This window comes from Lentimicrobium saccharophilum (genome assembly GCF_001192835.1).
Classification (GTDB): domain Bacteria; phylum Bacteroidota; class Bacteroidia; order Bacteroidales; family Lentimicrobiaceae; genus Lentimicrobium; species Lentimicrobium saccharophilum.
On the sequence record NZ_DF968182.1, the window covers coordinates 702,631 to 719,590 of the forward strand.

General features: G+C 50.8%; 14 protein-coding genes. 7 read left to right on the plus strand and 7 right to left on the minus strand.

What is annotated here, in order from left to right:
* Nucleotides 1-328: 328 nt before the first annotated feature.
* The gene (ispG, locus tag TBC1_RS02495) at nt 329-2,056 is read right to left on the minus strand and encodes a (E)-4-hydroxy-3-methylbut-2-enyl-diphosphate synthase (RefSeq protein WP_062038034.1); all 1,728 of its coding nucleotides are present in this window, start codon (nt 2,054-2,056) and stop codon (nt 329-331) included.
* A 1,016-nt stretch (nt 2,057-3,072) separates the two neighbouring features.
* Between ispG and TBC1_RS02500 the strand changes: the two genes are divergently transcribed.
* On the plus strand, nt 3,073-3,900 hold the full coding sequence (locus TBC1_RS02500; protein ID WP_062038036.1) for an MBL fold metallo-hydrolase: 828 nt from the start codon (nt 3,073-3,075) through the stop codon (nt 3,898-3,900).
* Nucleotides 3,901-3,925: 25 nt separating this feature from the next.
* Here TBC1_RS02500 and TBC1_RS02505 read toward each other — a convergent pair whose 3' ends face one another.
* The gene (locus TBC1_RS02505; protein ID WP_062038039.1) at nt 3,926-5,110 is read right to left on the minus strand and encodes a THUMP domain-containing class I SAM-dependent RNA methyltransferase; all 1,185 of its coding nucleotides are present in this window, start codon (nt 5,108-5,110) and stop codon (nt 3,926-3,928) included.
* Between TBC1_RS02505 and TBC1_RS18215 the strand changes: the two genes are divergently transcribed.
* The gene (locus tag TBC1_RS18215; protein ID WP_262490397.1) at nt 5,109-5,240 is read left to right on the plus strand and encodes a hypothetical protein; all 132 of its coding nucleotides are present in this window, start codon (nt 5,109-5,111) and stop codon (nt 5,238-5,240) included. The two genes, TBC1_RS02505 and TBC1_RS18215, sit on opposite strands and share 2 nt — an antisense overlap.
* An 88-nt stretch (nt 5,241-5,328) precedes the next feature.
* Here the strand turns inward: TBC1_RS18215 and TBC1_RS02510 are convergent, their stop codons facing one another.
* The 3 genes from TBC1_RS02510 to TBC1_RS02525 form a co-directional block, all read right to left on the minus strand.
* A complete protein-coding gene (locus TBC1_RS02510; RefSeq protein ID WP_062038042.1) occupies nt 5,329-5,721 on the minus strand; it encodes a thioesterase family protein in 393 nt (130 codons plus the stop codon).
* Nucleotides 5,722-5,794: 73 nt separating this feature from the next.
* Complete coding sequence (locus TBC1_RS02515) at nt 5,795-6,202, minus strand: OsmC family protein (RefSeq protein ID WP_062038045.1); 408 nt, start codon at nt 6,200-6,202, stop codon at nt 5,795-5,797.
* A 201-nt stretch (nt 6,203-6,403) separates the two neighbouring features.
* The gene (locus tag TBC1_RS02525; protein WP_062038051.1) at nt 6,404-6,733 is read right to left on the minus strand and encodes a hypothetical protein; all 330 of its coding nucleotides are present in this window, start codon (nt 6,731-6,733) and stop codon (nt 6,404-6,406) included.
* A gap of 146 nt (nt 6,734-6,879) precedes the next feature.
* On the opposite strand from TBC1_RS02525, the gene TBC1_RS02530 reads away from it, so the two are divergent.
* The 3 genes from TBC1_RS02530 (at nt 6,880) to TBC1_RS02540 (ending at nt 10,248) form a co-directional block, all read left to right on the plus strand.
* Nucleotides 6,880-8,208, plus strand: a complete 1,329-nt coding sequence (locus tag TBC1_RS02530) for a sensor histidine kinase (RefSeq protein ID WP_062038054.1) — start codon at nt 6,880-6,882, stop codon at nt 8,206-8,208.
* On the plus strand, nt 8,177-8,875 hold the full coding sequence (locus tag TBC1_RS02535) for a response regulator transcription factor (protein ID WP_062038057.1): 699 nt from the start codon (nt 8,177-8,179) through the stop codon (nt 8,873-8,875). Before TBC1_RS02530 ends, TBC1_RS02535 begins: the two co-directional genes overlap by 32 nt.
* 1,043 nt (nt 8,876-9,918) lie before the next feature.
* A complete protein-coding gene (locus tag TBC1_RS02540; RefSeq protein ID WP_062038060.1) occupies nt 9,919-10,248 on the plus strand; it encodes a nucleotide pyrophosphohydrolase in 330 nt (109 codons plus the stop codon).
* 98 nt (nt 10,249-10,346) lie between these two features.
* Here the strand turns inward: TBC1_RS02540 and TBC1_RS02545 are convergent, their stop codons facing one another.
* Nucleotides 10,347-11,174, minus strand: coding sequence for a CHAD domain-containing protein (locus TBC1_RS02545; RefSeq protein ID WP_062038063.1), 828 nt, complete (start codon nt 11,172-11,174; stop codon nt 10,347-10,349).
* A gap of 150 nt (nt 11,175-11,324) precedes the next feature.
* Here TBC1_RS02545 and TBC1_RS02550 point away from each other — a divergent pair, with 150 nt between their 5' ends.
* Nucleotides 11,325-13,757 carry a DUF5686 and carboxypeptidase-like regulatory domain-containing protein gene (locus TBC1_RS02550; protein WP_062038065.1) on the plus strand — a complete coding sequence of 811 codons (2,433 nt, stop codon included), beginning with the start codon at nt 11,325-11,327 and terminating at the stop codon, nt 13,755-13,757.
* A gap of 79 nt (nt 13,758-13,836) precedes the next feature.
* The gene (locus TBC1_RS02555; RefSeq protein ID WP_062038068.1) at nt 13,837-14,931 is read left to right on the plus strand and encodes an AI-2E family transporter; all 1,095 of its coding nucleotides are present in this window, start codon (nt 13,837-13,839) and stop codon (nt 14,929-14,931) included.
* A 10-nt stretch (nt 14,932-14,941) separates the two neighbouring features.
* On the opposite strand, the gene TBC1_RS17980 is transcribed toward TBC1_RS02555, so the two are convergent.
* On the minus strand, nt 14,942-16,960 hold a 2,019-nt coding region (locus tag TBC1_RS17980), incomplete at its 5' end, for a DUF7901 domain-containing protein (RefSeq protein WP_201781623.1).

The following is a 16,960-nucleotide window of genomic DNA, read 5'->3' on the forward strand; positions in this document are numbered from 1 at the left end:
GCAGGAAGTGTTAAGCAGTGGTGGGCGGGCACTTTCGTGCCAACCGGTTCCAGAATCCACCTAACAGGTTTTCTTCCAACCTGTTAGGTGTAATAAAGACGTTTAAACCTTGATAGGATAAGCTTCGACCACAGACAGGACGTCCGCGCCAACCTGAGATTCCGGATTTGTTTCAACCTGGTCACAGACTACGCCGGGGTTTTCATTCTCAAGTTTACACAACTTGTCCCGCAGCAGGCGGGATTTTCAAATCAGCACATTGCAACGTACCTGAACACCCGAACACCCGAACACCCGAACACCAGAACACCCGAACACCCGAACACCCCTAAACTTCCTTCCAGTCTCCGCCTTCCTTTATCAATGCTATCAGTGCTTCTACCGCTTCTTTTTCAGGGATTCCACGTTTTACGGGCGTTTTGCCTTTATAGAGGGTGACCTTTCCTTTGCCGGAGCCTACATACCCGTAGTCGGCATCGGCCATTTCTCCGGGGCCGTTCACGATGCAGCCCATCACCCCGATTTTCAGGCCTTTCAGGTGGGCAGTGCGGGCTTTGATCTGTTGCAGTGTCTCCTCAATATGGAACAGGGTGCGGCCGCAGGAGGGACAGGCGATATATTCGGTGCGTGAGATACGCCGGCGGGTGGCCTGCAGCAATCCGAAACCGGCGGTGGTCAGGGTTTCGGTGCTGAGCCCTTTTGCTTCGAGGCAGAGGCCGTCCCCGGCGCCGTCGATCAGCAGGTTGCCGGGGTTCAGGCTGATTTCGGCAATCAGATCTTCCGGGGATGTTGCAACGACAGGACTTTTCAGGATCAGGGGATTTTCCAGGCTTCTGTGCTGCAAGGTATTTGCCAGGCGGCGCAGTTGTGTGGTCCCGGCTTCGGCCAGCAGGACGATGGTCTTGTCATTTGCCAGTGTCTCCGTCAGCGCGGGCATATGGGCATTCAGGTACGCTTCGTCCGCATGGATCATCAGCGGTTGAGGGCTGCCGGTGAGGGGGCGTCCGGCCTGCACCACGCGGTGCGGCAGCGGGGTGAAATCTCCTTTTTCCCCGGCCAGCAGCAGCTGATCTCCCTGTTTCAGCAACACGGCCACGGGGTTTTTACCGCCCAGCGGACCTGAAGTGACCGTTTCGCGGATTCCGCTTATTTCTCCATTTACGGAGAGGTCGGGACGTATCTGTCTGGCGATGGTGCCGTCAGGGAGGTTTTGGTGAAACCGGCTTACGATGGCCCGGGCGACGGGCAGTTCGGCTTCGGGGGCTTCGGTCAGCGAGACCCTGATGGTGTCGCCTATACCCCTGGCCAGCAGGGCACCGATGCCGGATACCGATTTCAGCCGGCCGTCTTCCCCGTCGCCGGCCTCGGTTACGCCCAGGTGCAACGGGTAGTTCAGCCCTTCCAGGGTCAGCTGTTCGGCCAGTTGCCGGCAGGCCTCCACCATCACGCGCACATTGCTCGATTTGAGGGAAAGTACCAGGTTGTGGAATCCCTGCTGATGACAGATACGGGTGAATTCCAGGGCCGACTGCACCATGCCTTCAGCGGTGTCGCCGTAACGGCTGAGGATGCGCTGCGACAGGGAGCCGTGGTTCACCCCTATACGGATGGCTGTGCCGTAGTTGCGGCAGATGCCGAGCAGGGGCGTCAGCTTCACAGCGATGTGCTCCAGTTCCTGTTGGTATTCCTGCTCTCTCCAGTGGGTTTTTCCGGGTGAGGGCCGGTCGGTATAATTACCGGGATTGATGCGCACTTTCTCTACGAGGCGGGCGGCAATTTCGGCTGCTTCCGGATTAAAATGGATATCGGCAATCAGGGGGACTTCAAACCCTCTTTTTTTTAATTCCGCTTTGATCACCCCCAGGTTGGTCGCTTCTTTCAGCCCCGGCGCCGTGATGCGTACCAGCTCGCTTCCGGCTTCGATCATGCGGATGGCCTGTTCAACCGTAGCCCGGGTGTCGAGGGTGTTTGTGTTGGTCATGCTTTGAAGGCGGATGGGATGGCTGCCGCCCAGCGGCAGACACCCGATATTGACAACACGGGATTGGTAAATCATGCGGATATATATTGGTACTGCAAAATTACAAGAATCGCGGAGAAATGGACAGGAAGGAAGGTTTTGGATTTTGCTTGTCTCGTGAGACGGCGAGAGCCGGAGAACGAGAGATTTTGGATTTCGGAATTTAGATTTTAGATTTCGGATTGAATATCCATCACCGGTAAAATGCTAAAGTCAGCCACGAATGCACGAATATTTCGAATGAGTGTATACATCTTTAACCGAAAGCCGATTTCGAAAAACGCAGTATAGTTTTTCTGCCTCTGCTGAGCTTTCGCCCCAACCGTCACCAAAATCCACCTAACAGGTTTTCTTCCAACCTGTTAGGTGTAATAGAGCCGTTTAGACCTTGATAGGATAAGCTTCAACCACCGACGGGACGCTTGTACCAACCGGTATCCGCCCCAACCGCTACCAAAATCCACCTAACAGGTTTTCTTCCAACCTGTTAGGTGTAATAAGGCCGTTTAGACCTTGATAGGATAAGCTTCTACCACTGACGGGACGCTTGTACCAACCGGTATCCGCCCCAACCGGAACCAAAATCCACCTAACAGGTTTTCTTCCAACCTGTTAGGTGTAATAAAGCCGTTTAAACCTTGATAAGTTACGCTTCAAGCACCGACGGGACGCTCGTACCAGCCGGTATCCGCCCCAACCGGAACCAAGATCCACCTAACAGGTTTTCTTCCAACCTGTTAGGTGTAATAAAGCCGTTTAAACCTTGATAGGATAAGCTTCAAGCACCGATGGGATGTCCGCACCAACCTGAGATTTCGGATTTATTTCGACCTAGTCACAGACTACGCCGGACAAAGATTTCATTTGCATATTTACACATTAATACATTTACACATTGGACCGTACCCGAATCCCGCAGCTGCGGGACTTCGCTTCGCTTCGCACCCGAATACTTGAACACTTGAACACCCGAACACTTGAACACTTGAACACATTTCTTCTCCGGCATTCACAAACAAAGCTTAATTTTGCAGGCAGCAAAACCGCGATCCTTGAGCCTCAACACCCTTTTCCCCGTTCAGCTTCAGCTCTGCAGCCTTTCTAGCGGCAGCAGCGGTAATTGCTATTTTATCGGCAGCAGCAGCGAGGGAATCCTGGTGGACGCGGGCATCAGTGCACGGAGGATCAGAAAGACGCTTGAGGAGATCGGGCTCTCCATGTCGCAGATCCGCGGGGTGCTCATCACCCACGATCATATTGACCATATCCAGGCGCTGACTTTACTGACTAAGAAATACAGGCTGCCGGTCTATTGTACCGAAGGTACCTGGAAGGGCATCTTACGCAACCGGACCACCTTTGACCTGGATCAGGAGATGTTCCGTCCTTTGAAGGCCGGTGTGCCTTTTTCACTTGCCGGTTTTACCGTTGAAGCATTTCCTGTTTCGCACGATGCCCTGGATGCTGTTGGTTATCATATAGCCAATTCCTCGCGCAGCATTGCCCTGGCAACCGATCTGGGCGTAATCGGAGAAGCTGCCGCTGCCTGCCTTCGACGGGCCAATGTGCTTGTTATCGAGTCGAATTATGACGAGGAGATGCTTCTGAAAGGCCGGTATCCGCAGCAACTGAAACAAAGGGTTCATGGGGTAATGGGGCACCTCTGCAATACCCATGCCTCCGGATTTATCTCCGACCATTATCATCCCGGTATTTCGCACATCCTGTTGTGCCACCTGAGTGCCGAGAACAACACTCCTGACAAGGCGCTTCAGACCCTGCGGCAAACGCTTGACCGGAAGGGTGTCAGCCTAAGTCCGGCTACGGTGGTGAGGGCGCTCCCCAGGGGCAGCAGGTCGGAATTGTTTGTGATTGAGTAGGGGAGACCGATTCCCGGGGATTAAACTAATCAGAATCTTTCTGTTGCTTTGAAGCCTTCTTGCTGCCGTCGTAAAGGTCAAATCCGGCGTAGCGGCACTCCAGCGGCCCGTTGAAAAGGATGTGTTTTTTCATGGGCCTGAGGCCGATCATCTTCAGCGCCCGCATATCGGAGCTGATCACCCACGCCTGATAGCCCGTAAACCGGCGCTTCAGGGTATTGCCCAGGTCCTGGTAAAGGGCGGTGATGTCTTCCACCCTGATCCTTTCTCCGTAGGGCGGGTTGGTAATCATCACCCCGGGGGCCGGGGGCGGGATTACCTCCTGAAAGGGAATGGTCTCCAGACTTACATCTTTATGCAGCCGGGCCTGTTTGAGGTTGGCCATGGCTGAACGCAGATTTTTTTCAGAGATATCCGATCCCTTGATTATGCAGTTGATGTCGCGCTGCTGATCCATGGCTTCGTCGAGGATGTCATCCCACAAAGCCTTGTCGAAATCTTTCCAGTTCATAAACCCGAAAGATTCGCGGAAATGTCCGGCTGGCAGGTTCATGGCAATCATGGCCGCTTCGGTAAGCAGGGTGCCCGATCCGCACATGGGATCTATAAAATTGCTTTGCCCGTCCCAACCGCTCAGCAGTATCATCCCGGCGGCAAGCACCTCGCTCAGCGGGGCTTCGGCATTCGACACATGGTAGCCCCTTTTGTGCAGCGATGATCCCGAGCTGTCGAACGAAACCGTAACCTCGTTGCTGTTCATGTGCAGGTTTATCCGGAAATCCGGATTTTCAATATCCACCGAAGGCCGTTGTCCTGTTTTCTCGCGGAAGCGGTCGGCAATGGCGTCTTTGACACGCTGCGAGACGAAATGTGAATGGGTAAATACGGAAGATATAATCGTGCTGTCGATGGCAAAGGTGTCGGAAACGGAAAAATAATCCTCCCAGCGGATGGCTTTGATGCGGGTGTAAAGGTCCTGTTCGGTAAGGATGCTGAACCGGCTGACAGGCAGCAGAATCCTGAGCGCGGTGCGGCAGTGGTAGTTGGCCGCGTAAAGCAGGCGCTTGTCCCCTTCGAATGCCACCGCACGGTACAGTATCTCAGTTTTAGAGGCTCCCAGATCATTCAGCTCCGTGGCGAGCACTTCTTCAAGACCGGCAGGGCATTTGGCCAGCAGGGAAATCTGAGGAGAAATAAAAGCTGCGCTCATGCCTTACAGGTTTGGTTTCAGGCGGCAAAGTTACGAAATGTCGGCAAGGATGCATGGTATTTATGCAGAACCTGAACGGGAAGCGCTGGAAACCGGATGGTCTTTTTGTAATCTGATGTGCCGGTATTAACTTTGTGACTTTACTTAGTGCAGATTACCACCAAAGCAACAAATGACCAAAATATATTTAAAGCTTATTCTGGAATCAGGCAAAACTATCAGGCCGGGTTGTTCAGCTTATTCATAAATGCTTCGGCATCAACGATGTAGCGCCGGTGGGTGCCTTCGCCGATCACCCCCTTTTCGTCGCGCGCAATTACCCTGAACAGCAGTTTTTTACCATCGGCTTCCAGCAGCTCTGATTCGCAGTAGACCTTCATGCCTACGGGGGTGGCTTTGGTGTGGGTGATGCTGACGGCGGTACCCAGGGTGATGGCGCCCGCAGGCAGCAACGGTTGTACGCTCAGCTGGGCGGTTTTCTCCATCAGCGCGATCATGGCAGGGGTGGCAAATACCGCTATCAATCCCGAACCAAAACTGGATGCCGTGTCGGCATCCGTTACCGTGATTACCTGCCGGCCGGCGATGCCGGGTTTCAGATTAAATTCCATATCCGGGGTTTATCAGTTTTGGGTTTGTTTTTTCATTCCGTTACGAGGATGCAACTGTCAGAAGCATCAATATTTAAAAATTGAAGATCACCGTCTGTTTCAGGTCCGGATGAAGGCTTTGGGCCACCGGACATGCTTTGGCACACTGCCTGATCATCTGTTTCTCTTTTTCGGAGTAATTATTTTTCGGGAAGTCGAGTTCCACAATCACTTCGCCGACCCTGCGCGGGTCGCTGGCCATGATTTTGGTAACCTTGGCCCTGGTGCCGTCGATGCTGAAGCCTGAGCGCTGCGCCAGCATCCCCATAATGGTAATCATGCAGGTGCCCAGGGCGGTAGCCAACAGGTCGGTGGGCGAAAAGGCCGATCCTTTTCCGTTGTTGTCAACCGGGGCATCGGTTACGATGGTGCGGCCCGAGCGGACATGGGTCGCCTCCAGTTGAAGATCGCCGGTATAAATAAGGGTTGAAGCAGGTTCCATTCCGTTTTTTCTGCAAATATAAGGTCAAAAAAGCAGGGCGTTTGTTAAAAACGGCCCTGTCTTTTTGCCACAATCCCGATAGCCGTCTTTTTGGTAGCATTTTCGCAAAGTCAGTTACAGGATCCCGGCACTTCAAAAAGCGGAAAAACAAAAAACCCTGCCGTGAGGCAGGGCTTGATAAAAGGAGAAACCGGGACTAATTTACTTTGATTCAGAGGCAGGCACTGCCTGGGCGGTAGTGGCCTTCTTGCTTCCGCAATCGCTGCTCTGTGCCTTGGCGCTCTTGTCACATGGTTTGCTGCAGTCTCCCTTAGAGGCGGTCTTTACTGCCTTGTCGCCGCATGAGCTCTTCGAGGCTTCGGTTGCACAGCCTGATTTGTTTGCTTTCTTGGTTCCGTCAACTTTCGGGTCTTTGTCGCCTGCGTAGTTCTCGGTGTAAACACTGATTTCACCAGCTTTTACAACACTGCTGATTCCCGAAAAGGCAAACAGGAAAGCGAATACGGATAATGCAATTATTGCTTTTTTCATGGCTTTTATGTTTTGGTTTGATGCAAACTTAAAGGTTTGCGGGGGTCCGGCTTGTTAACGATCCGTTAATTACTGTTAATGGTATGTTAAAAACCTGTGGCACAAGGCTGCGAATACACTAAATTTGCATTATTATTATTTTCCGGATGCAAAAAAAAACCGTTGCCCTGCTGATTGTGATTACTTCCCTGGCCCTGGCCGGGATCATTGTAATACAGATTTACTGGGTGAAAAATGCGTTGCATCTGCAGGAAGAGCAGTTCGATAATAAGGTTCAGGTTACCCTCAAGAGTGTGGTGAACCGGATGTTCGATGCGCGCGACAGCCTTGCTCCTGATCCTTCAGTGTGTGATGAGCATTGTGATCACCGCACCTATCAGGTTCTTTCAGCCATCAATCCGCTGAGGCTTGACTCTCTCCTGCAGGAAGAGTTCGGGGGGATGGAAATTTCGCGGGAGTATTACTGGGGCGTCTACAACCCGGCCTGCGGCAGCCTCTTTGCCGGAGAAGCCGGTCCTTATCACGATAAACTGATAAATACCAACCACTTCGTTTCACTTTCGTGCCTCTATCAGCGCGAGCAACTGATGCTTGGGGTCTATTTCCCCTCGGAGCGCGGGGTGCTATGGCTCAGGATATTCCCTTACCTGCTGCTGGCTTTTATTTTGCTTGCCATTGTCATCTTTGCCTTTTCATTTACCATCTTTTCTTTTCTGAGGCAGAAAAAGTTGTCGGAAATGAAAAGTGATTTCGTCAATAACATGACCCACGAGTTCAAAACGCCGATTGCTACCATATCGCTGGCAAGTGAGATGCTGCTGAACAACGGGGTGAATGAATCTGTTGCCCGGACCCGGCGTTATGCAAAGATTATACATGATGAAAACCAGCGGTTGAAGCAGCAGGTGGAGCAGGTGCTGCAGATTGCCGTGCTGGATAAAGGTCAATACCGTTTGAAAATCAAAACTTTTGTTGCGGATGACGCCGTAAAAGCCTGCGTAAAGAGCTTTGAACTCACCGTGCGCGACAAGGGCGGAATGATTACTTATAAACCGGAAGCTGCCGGATGTGCCATCAAAGCTGATTATCACCACTTTACAAATATGGTGAACAACCTGCTCGACAATGCGGCGAAGTATTCCCGCGAATATCCCGAGATCATGGTATCTACCGGTATTTCAGGAAATATGTTTTTTGTCGGGGTGCAGGATAAAGGCATTGGCATCAGTCACGAAAACATGAAGCATATTTTCAGAAACCTTTACCGGGTGCCCACAGGAAACGTGCATGATGTCAAAGGATTCGGCCTGGGCCTGTTTTATGTGAAAACAATGGCCGAAGCCCACGGAGGATATGTGAAAGTAAGCAGTGAACTGAACAAAGGAAGTACTTTTGTGATTTATATACCTATAGATCCGAAACTCGAAATTAGCAGAAATTCCCATGAGTCAGAAAGCGAAGATATTGCTGGTTGAGGATGATCCCGGACTAAGCATGGTGTTGCAGGATTACCTGGAACTGCTGGGCTATGAAACCATTTTGGCCACCGATGGTGAACAGGGTCTGAATAAATTCAGGGATTCGGCGTTTGATTTGTGTATTCTGGATGTGATGCTTCCCAAAAAAGATGGTTTTACCCTTGCAACGGAAATCCGGAGCCTGAATGAACGTTCACCGATTATTTTTCTGACCGCCAGGGGGCATAGCGATGACCGGGTAACGGGCTTCAAAGCGGGTTGCGACGATTACATCACCAAACCGTTCAGCAGCGAAGAGCTTGCCCTGCGCATCGAAGCCATCCTGAAGCGCTGCATGAACCAGACCATGCGTTCGCGCTCCGAAGTTTTTGAACTGGGTTCCTGCCGTTTCGATGCTTCCAACCTTTTGTTGCACTGCAATGGCACCGAGCAGAAACTGACACCCAAAGAAGCCGCGTTGCTCAGGCTGCTCTGCCTCAACAGGAATAACCTCCTGCCCCGCGACCAGGCCCTCACCGAAATCTGGGGCGATGCCGATTATTTTATCGGCCGCAGCATGGATGTTTTTATCGCCCGCCTGCGCAAGTACCTCCGTCATGAGCCGGCGGTCTCCATCACCAATGTGCATGGTACCGGATTTAAGCTGGAAGTGAAAGAAGGGTGAAATTTCGGATTTCAGTCCCGATCGTTATCGGGATTGGATTTTGGATTGAAGAAATCTTTACTGTCAGAAGGCTGAAGAAAGCCACGAATGCACGAATGAATATCATGAGTGCCCGGTGGTCATATGTAAGAGTGCCAGCCGACACCAGGATTCTCCTGACAGGTTTTCTTCTAACCTGTCAGGTGTAATAAAGCCGTTTATACTTTGATAAATCAAACTTATTTCGACGTAGTTACAGGCTACGCCGAACTGTGCTGAAGAAAGCCACGAATGCACGAATGAATATCATGAGTGCCCGGTGGTCATATGCAAGAGTGCCAGCCGACACCAGGATTCTCCTGACAGGTTTTCTTCTAACCTGTCAGGTGTAATAAAGACGTTTATACTTTGATAAATCAAACTTATTTCGACGTAGTTACAGGCTACGCCGAACTGTGCTGAAGAAAGCCACGAATGCACGAATGAATATCATGAGTGCCCGGTGGTCATATGTAAGAGTGCCAGCCGACACCAGGATTCTCCTGACAGGTTTTCTTCTATCCTGTCAGGTGTAATAAAGACGTTTATACTTTGATAAATCAAACTTATTTCGACGTAGTCACAGACTACGCCGAACATTGGATTATAAATTTCTAATTTCTAATTTTTAATTTCTAAACAGTTTGATATTAAAATATAAAGGCGATACTTCGCATTGAAATTCCCGGATTTCATTTGCATATTTACATATTAATACATTAACACATTGGTACACACCTGAACACCCGGCCTTGCGGAATTTCTAATTACTAATTACTAATTTCTAAACAGTTTATTATTTAAATACATAGGCGATACTTCGCATTGAAATTCCCGGATTTCATTTACATATATACATATTGATACATTTACACATTAGAACGCACCTGAATCCCGCAGTTGCGGGACTCCGCTTCACTAAGTACCCGAACACCTGAATACCTGAACACCCGAACACATCTCCGCATTGCACACCAGCGCCCCCTTCCGTATCTTTGTATTACAAACTCTTTAAATATCCAAAAATGACTTTGTACGAAGCACAACAACTGGTTGATCAATGGATAACCACCACCGGCGTGAGGTATTTTAATGAACTTACCAATACTGCCATATTGATGGAGGAGGTGGGAGAGGTGGCCCGCATCATGGCCCGCAGGTACGGTGAACAGTCGGAAAAGGAATCCGACAAGGCGGCCGACCTGGCCGATGAAATGGCCGATGTGCTTTTTGTGCTGATCTGTCTGGCCAACCAGACCGGCGTTGACCTGACGGCAGCCCTGGAGAAAAACCTCGGAAAGAAATCCCGCCGCGATGCTGAGCGCCACCGGAATAATCCCAAACTGAACAAATAAAAACACAGGAGGACCTCCTGGCATTCCTTTACCTGTGAAGCCCTAGATTTATATCAGCTTGTCCGGAAAATTCATTGTTCCCTTCAACCGGACGAAGTTTAAAGTATCCCCAATTGTTTTTCCATCAGGTTTATCACATCCAGGTGCAGGGTATGGCGACGGGTTTTCATGGCTTCATACAGTGCCGGGTATTGCCCGGGCAGTCCGGCGTGGTTTTTCGACGCGTTTTTGATGAATTTCCGCAGCAGTTCCATACCCACCACATGATCGTGCCATTCACCCAGCAGGTCGTTGGCCGTTTCAAGCAGTTTCAGCGTCTGGCTCAGGCGGGGCAGGGCCGGATCGTCCCGGTGAAACACCGACAGCAGGTAATTGCATTGCTTCAGCTTTCTCCTGATTTCATGCAGGTTCTCATCATGTACCTGATCGCTTTTAAGGTTGCCGCATTTTTCAAGCAATTCGTTTACCAGGTTCATAATGGCATCTCCAATGGCCTGCCCTTTTTTCTTCCCGGGGATTTCATCCGCTGTCTGCAGAAAAGAAGCGGTATAGTCACGTACCTTATGCTCTTCAAGATATCCGGTAAACCTGTGTATGGACTTCTTCTCGTACCTGACCAGGTAACCGGTGAAATCGCTGAAATCCTGATTCAGCGCGCTTTTATACTTCCGTATAAGTAATTGCTGCACCTGCGCATCCCGCATTTTGCCCGATAATTTGAAAAGCCGGCTGAGTTCCCCTTCGGCTTTTTCCGCATCGAAAGCCGGATCAAGTTTCTCAAGCAGCATCAGCACGGCCCGGATCCGCTTCACGGCTACCCGCATATCGTGTATGGCATCGGTATCGAAGTTTTCACGAACTTTTACGAAATTTGCCGTAAAAGCGGTGCACTGTTTCCCGAAGTAGTCGCTGAGGCGCTGGTGCATGTTTTTCAGTGTTGAATTGTAAAATTAAGCAGTATTTGGATTTTTGCCCTGCACTTCGTGTAAATTCATTGTTAATTTTACCAGGGCATTAAAATAAATATGCGAAGAGGAGAAATATTGGTAACTTTCGATACGTAAATAGGTTATCCTGTGAAATCATTTTCTAATTTCAGAATTTACATATTTCTTCCGCTGTTTTTCAGCGCTGTAATGCTGCATGCCCAGGAATACCGGATAAGCGGCAGGGTAAGTGATTCGGCAACCGCTGAGCCGCTGGCCTTTGTCAATATCGTGATCAACGATGGCCGGCAGGGGGGCGTAACGGATATCGACGGCCGCTACAGCCTGGTAAGCCATGAGCCGGTCCGCTCGCTGCGGTTCAGTTATGTGGGATACCGGCCGTTGCTGCTGAAGCCGGTGAAGGAAACAGTGCAGGTGAAACTGGTAAGTCTTGGTTTTGAACTTTCAGAAGTGCTGATTGCCGCCGGGGAGAATCCCGCGCACCGGATCATCCGCAACACGGTGGCTAACCGAAAAATCAACGATCCGGAGAATATCCCTTATTATACTTATACCTCTTATGATAAGATGTACTTTACGGCGGATGCCGATTCCCTGCGCAGTGGGGATGGTCCGGAGGCCGATTCATCTGAAATCAGGATGCTGAGATTTATTGAGCGTCAGCATCTTTTCCTGATGGAGTCGGTGGCCGAACACCAGTATATTGCGCCGGGCCGGAGCAAGGACAGGGTTATCGCCACACGCATCTCCGGATTAAAGGACCCTTTGTTCGTTTTTCTGATCTCCTCCATGCAGTCAAACTCATTTTACGGGGAATTGATTGATATCGCCGGCTCAAATTATATTAACCCTGTGAGCAGGGGTTCGGAACAGCGTTATTTCTTTTCGCTTCAGGATACGATTTACAGCGAAACACCCGGCGATACCACTTTTGTGATTGCCTACAAACCACGTCCTGACAGGAATTTCGACGGGCTGAAAGGGTTGCTGTATATCAGCAACAATGGCTGGGCCATCAGGAATGTGATTGCCGAACCTGCCAGGCCGGATGAAAAAATGGGCATCAGGATCCGGCAGATGTACGAATTTCTCGACGGGCGGTACTGGTTCCCGGTACAGCTCGAGACGGAGATCACTTTCAATAACCTTAATATGAACAGGTCGCGACCTGTGGGTATCGGTAAAAGCTATCGCCGCGATATTGTTTTTGATACGGTGCTGAGCCGTCGGGAGGTGGGAAATATTGCCGTTGAGCTAACGCCCGACGCGGCAGGGCGCGACGAGACTTTCTGGTTTTATCACAGGGGGGACTCGCTGAGCCTTAAGGAAAGGTATACTTATCAAACCATCGACAGTATTGGAAGGGTTCACCGGCTCGACCAAAAGGCAAAAGGGTTCGCTGCACTGGTTTCGGGGCGGCTGCCGCTGGGCTGGGTAGAACTCGATCTCAACCGCCTGTCACGCTACAGTAAATATGAAGGTTTCTATACCGGCATCGGCCTGTATACCGGCAACCGCCTGTCACGGATCGTTCAGGCCGGAGGCTATTGGGGTTACGGCTTCGGGGATCAGCAGGCAAAATACGGCGGTGAGCTTTCGTTCAGGCTGCAGCGGCATGGCAACATGATGCTTAACCTGAGCTATACCAACGACCTGGATGAGTCAGCAGGAACTACTTTTTTTGATGACAACAACCAGCCCTTAAACGCGCTGAATTACAGGCGCTTTTATATTGACCGGATGGAGCTTACCGAAAGATACCGTGCTATGCTTGACTTCCGGTTGCTAAGGTATATCAGGATGGGCGCCGGCATCGTTCGGGAATACAAGCGCCCTGGTTTCGGTTATGCCTTCGACAGGGGAACCGATGGCATAGGGGTGCTGACCAGTGACCATACTTACGGGAAGATCATTACCGGGTTGCGCTTTGCCTGGGGGGAGAAATTTATCCGTGATAAGGACAGTCAAATCTCCCTGGGAACCACCTACCCCATCCTCTGGCTTCAATACACGGCCGGTCGCGAAGGATTCCTCGGCGGACAATTTGATTTCAACAGGCTTGATCTCCGCCTGAAGTGGACATTCTATACCCCTTACATCGGTAATACGGTTGTCTGGCTGGCAGCTAGCTATATTGATCAGGCAGTGCCCTGTTCCGAAATGGTCAATGGCAGGGGAAGTTCCGGTAACGGATTCTCGCTGTTTTCACCGGTCAGTTTCAGTACGATGAAGCCGGGGGAATTTCTGAACGACCGCTTCGGGGCAGTGTTTATTACCCACAATTTCGGTAAACTGCTCTTCCGCTCCGGTTATTTTGAACCGGAACCGGCCCTGATTTTTAACGCCGGTATCGGTAGCCTCGATCATCCCGAAAAACACAGATACGCGCAGTTTCGCACCATGGAGAAGGGTTATGCAGAAGCCGGCTTCGCCCTGAATAATATCATAAAATCTTCATTCTCAGGTATTGGTATTGCTGTTTTGTACCGTGGCGGAGCTTACAGCTACGACCGGCCCGGCAAAAACATCATGGGGCGGCTGACCCTGAATTATTCCTTTTAAACGGGTTGAGTATTTATAGCCGGGATTACATTTCCAGAATTCAGGAATCAATAGTATATTAGCATAAAAATAGCGCAAAATGAACCGCACCGTGAAGTTGATTGCCAGTATCGTGCTTGGGATAGCCGGTCTGTTGTTTATCTGGTATTTTTCAAACATCGTGTTTTACATCCTTGCGGCAGCTGTGATTTCGGTGGTCGGAAGGCCGTTGGTGCATTTTTTTGACGGATTAAGAATAGGGAAACTTAAATTCCCGCATGTTATCAGCGCGCTGTTGTCGTTGCTGCTGATTCTTCTGCTGGTAGTTTCATTCTTTGCCATATTTGTGCCGCTGATTGCCCAGCAGGCCAGGGTAATTTCGGCCATCGACACCCAAGCCCTGGCTTTTGCTTTTCGCGAGCCATTGGCTGCGGTAGATGCTGCCCTTCATCAGATGTCTATACTCCAACCCGGGCAGGGGGTGCAGGAAGCCTTGCTGGAAAGACTGCAGTCAATTGTCAGCGTAGCCACTTTTGCCGATGCTTTCAATTATGTTATTTCCTTCACGGGAACGTTTATGATGGCCATATTCTCCATTCTTTTCATCAGTTTTTTCTTTCTGAAGGATGAAAAGTTGTTTTACAATGCCTTTATGCTGCTGGTTCCGCTTAAATACAATGAATCCGCTGCGCGTATTCTGAGGGAGGTAAAGCGCCTGCTCACCCGCTATTTTCTTGGGCTGTGTATGGAAGTAGCTTCAATGGTTACCCTGATCTCGCTCGGGCTTACGGTGTTTGGCGTGGAGAATGCCCTGCTGATCGGCTTCATCGGCGGGCTGATGAATATTATCCCTTATCTCGGCCCTTTGATCGGTGCCACCATTGGAATTGTCATCGGCATTATCGGCAGCCTCTCACTGGGGGCCTACACGGCGATCCTCCCGTTAAGTCTTACCATTGCCGGGGTATTTGCCGGTGCCAATGTGGTTGACAATATGCTGCTTCAACCGGTGATATATTCCACCAGCGTGAAAGCACACCCGATAGAAATATTCCTGGTGATCATCATTGCAGGCAGCCTTTTCGGAATCACCGGAATGATCCTCGCGGTCCCTGCCTACACGGTTATCAGGGTTATTCTCCGTGAGTTCTTCAGCGAAATGCGGCTGATTAAAAAGCTCACGGAGAATATGTAAGCCTCCTTATTCAGGGTGTGATGCTGCTTATAAATCCTGCCGCATTGTTGTCGACAATGGTCATATCCCCGGTATCCACGGTGCCGTCGCCGTTTACATCAGTTGCCGTATAACCGGTAGTGAAGGACGAAGCATCGTTTTCCACGGGAGTCATATCTGCGGTATCCACCGATCCGTCCTGATTTACATCGCCGCCGTAAATCACAAAGACTCCTCCTGCGTTTTTCAGGTTATTGCCATAGGCCTGCGAAGCTGCAGAGCTGAAATCATAGGATACGTTGTTTGCGGTAAATGAAACCGGGCTGGCAGACGTAGTTTCTATGCTGTTTCTGTGCCTGATGGTGATATAGTAATTACCGTTAAGCCAGTAAGGGATGGTGCTGACTGATGCCTGACCGCCGGTGTTGACAGCCAGTTGGTTAACCGTGTAAACGGTCGACTGATAATCGGAGGCATCATGAAATTCAAGCGTTACCACATCGGCGGTGTCGCTTCCGAACCGGTCTCCCGAAACATCCTGCGCCTTGTTCATCGCATTGCTGCCGTTGTAAAGCCCTTCGAGATAGAATGTCAGGTTTAGGGTCTTGTCCGGCAGATTGATAATTTCGAAGGCAAGATCGGTATACAGCCAGCCCTGAGGGCCTGTCCAGGTGATGTTCGACCAGATGGCCGGTGCCGGCTCGGTTTTGGTAGCGGCCCCGCAAAGGATCGGAATCATTGAACGCATGGATTCCTGCCACCGCCAGATGGCCGGGTTGGCCGGATCTGTTGCAATAGCCCTGATATCGAGCCAGTATCTGTTGCCAGTCTCCTGAAGGAAAGCCTGGGGCAGAGTATATTCATAAACATATACAGGGCTGCCGTCAGCGCTTTGCATCCCTGTAAACTGTTCGTTAATCGATCCGAATGGCACATCAAAGCCCTGAATCTCCGGATCGGCCGGCAGGCAGGTCCCCGAAGGGTCATCCGAATGTATGCTCAGGTGGAAATGGCTGATCCCGGCACCGCGTTTTTCCTGCAATGCAGCGTTCAGCTCATAATTCCCCCACCAGCGGATGCCGGTCACCCTGCCGCCATTGCACAGCCAGTCATCAGCAAGAATAATGCTTTCGGTGATTCCGGAGGTATTGATATAATCGTGAGCATGCAGTCCGTTCCTTCCTGCATCAGGATGTTGTTTCCATTTGAGCTCGGGGTTTTCCTCAATCATAATCATATAATCCTCCACTTCTCCGTCATTTGCAGGACCGCTATAGCTCAATCCCGGTTGGTTACTCAGCCTGAACCTTGCAAAGGCGGGGCCGGCACTGGCCCATACAGGAACGATAAATCCTAACTCATGTGTCCCGGGAGCCAGGTAGAAATCGATCAGAATGTGTTCGCCTGCCTGATCCCAGTTTCCGTTCCTGTTAAAGTCGAACCAGGCATTTATCAGGCCTCCGCCGCTGACAGTAACGGTAATTTTCCCCGGTGATCCTGTGTATAGCGGCCAGTTGAAGGTTACCCCGTCCTCATCATCATTGGGCGGCGGATAAAGGATGTCGTTGTCGTCGCCCAGGGCCTGCGGATCGGGTTGCCCGTCGGGTTCCGCATCAATGGAGGTGCCGAGCATATATCCCTGGACAATCCTGTGATTGGCGCCGTTGCCGGCGCCCAGGGTCGGGTAAGGCCCGTCGGGGGCATCGCCCCAGTCGAACTCTTCGGGTTGGGGTTCAATATTTACGGCGTAATCTTCCACTTCCCCGTCGGGGGCCATTCCTGTAAAAGAAAGTCCGGCCAGCGAACTGAACCTGAACCGGGCAAATGTTTGTCCGGCCGCGAGGGAAGCGGGAACCGGGAATGATAGCTGGTTGACTCCAGGAACAAGCATAAGATCGGTAAAAATCTGCTCGTTGGGATCGCTCCAGGTTCCGTTCATGTTAAAATCGATCCAGGCGTTCAGCAGGCCGTTTACAGATGCAACGATGTTCAGGGTGGCTGCCTGTCCGGAGACAATGGCCGAGGTAAAGGTTACCCCGTCCTCATCATC